The organism is Novosphingobium sp. TCA1 (assembly GCF_009811895.1).
Taxonomy (GTDB): domain Bacteria; phylum Pseudomonadota; class Alphaproteobacteria; order Sphingomonadales; family Sphingomonadaceae; genus Novosphingobium; species Novosphingobium panipatense_A.
The window spans coordinates 1-1,448 of sequence record NZ_BLJH01000110.1 but is presented as its reverse complement, the minus strand read 5'-3'; the positions used below and the strand labels follow the sequence as shown (position 1 = coordinate 1,448).

Here is a 1,448-nt window from a genome sequence, read left to right as displayed (position 1 = left end):
AGCCGGCCATGAAGGCGAGGCTGGTCTCGAAAAAGTCGAGGCGGCCGAGCGCGGGGAATTCATCGAGCATCATCAGCAATTGGTGCCGGCGACTTTCTCCGGATTGATCGAGATGCTCGGTGAGCCGGCGGCCGATCTGGTTGAGGACCAGACGAACCAGCGGCTTGGTGCGGCTGATGTCCGAGGGCGGGATTACTAGGTAGAGCGAGCACGGCTGCTTCGCCTCCATGAGATCGGCGATCCGCCAGTCGCAACGCGAGGTGACTTCGGCAACTGTCGGATCGCGGTAAAGCCCAAGAAACGACATCGCCGTCGACAGCACACCTGAGCGCTCGTTCTCGCTTTTGTTCAGCAGTTCCCGGGCGGCGGAGGCAACAACCGGATGGACTGTTGGCTGCTCGGCATTGCCAAGATGGTTGGTGGACAGCATCGCGCGCAAGGTCGCCACGAAAGAGCGCTGCGGATCGGACAGGAAGGTGGCGACCCGGGCGAGAGTCTTCTCTTCCTCAGCGTAGAGAACGTGGAGGATGGCGCCGACCAGCAGCGAATGGCTGGTCTTTTCCCAATGGCTGCGTCGTTCGAGCGCGCCTTCGGGATCGACCAGGATATCGGCGATGTTCTGAACGTCGCGCACTTCGTTGGCGCCGCGGCGCACTTCCAGCAGCGGATTGTATTTGGCCGAGCTGGCATCCGTCGGATTGAACAGCAGGCAATGCGAAAAGCGCGAGCGCCAGCCGGATGTCAGCGCCCAGTTCTCGCCCTTGATGTCATGGATGACCGCAGAGCCGGTCCAGGACAGGAGTGTCGGCACGACCAGACCCACGCCTTTGCCGGAGCGCGTCGGTGCAAAGGCCATGACGTGTTCCGGGCCGTCGTGGCGAAGGTAATTGCCACGCAGAGATCCGAGCATAACGCCGGTCGGTTGCAGCAAACCTGCCTTGGCGACCTCGCGCTGGCTTGCCCAGCGCGCCGAGCCGTAAGTGGTCACCTTGCCCTTCTGTCGCGCGCGCCATAGCGATCCGACCACCGCCGAGCCGCAGCCGAGGAATCCGCTAACGCCGGCCAGTATGCCTGCCTTGTCGAAAACCTCAGGCGCATAAGCGTCGTAGGAATACCACCACCAGAACAGCGCCCACGGATGATAGACCGGAAGCCCACCGATGCTGAACCACGCCGTCCCAAGCTCGGGCTGGTAGGCCAGCATCGAAGCTGCCCACTGCGTCGCCAGCCACAGCCCCGCGAGCATGATCGCGAAAACGACAGCAATCTGGCCGATAAGGAGTTTGGTTGGCGTCACGGAGCATCTCCCGTCGACCGATGGCGATCGGTGTCGACGGGGTCAGGCTCGGCTATTGACCAGGAAACGGGAAGTGCGCTGAACGGCGTTGAACAGCGCGGAACAGCGCGGAACAGCGCGGAACAGCGCGGAACAGCGCGGAACAGCGCGG

At 63.1% G+C, this 1,448-nt stretch carries 1 protein-coding gene; it reads right to left on the bottom strand.

Features of this window, described 5'->3' with window-relative positions:
• Positions 1–1,297, bottom strand: a 1,297-nt coding sequence (gene traG, locus NTCA1_RS28270; protein ID WP_159832495.1) for an IncP-type conjugal transfer protein TraG, incomplete at its 3' end; no start/stop codon positions are given.
• Positions 1,298–1,448: the final 151 nt, after the last annotated feature.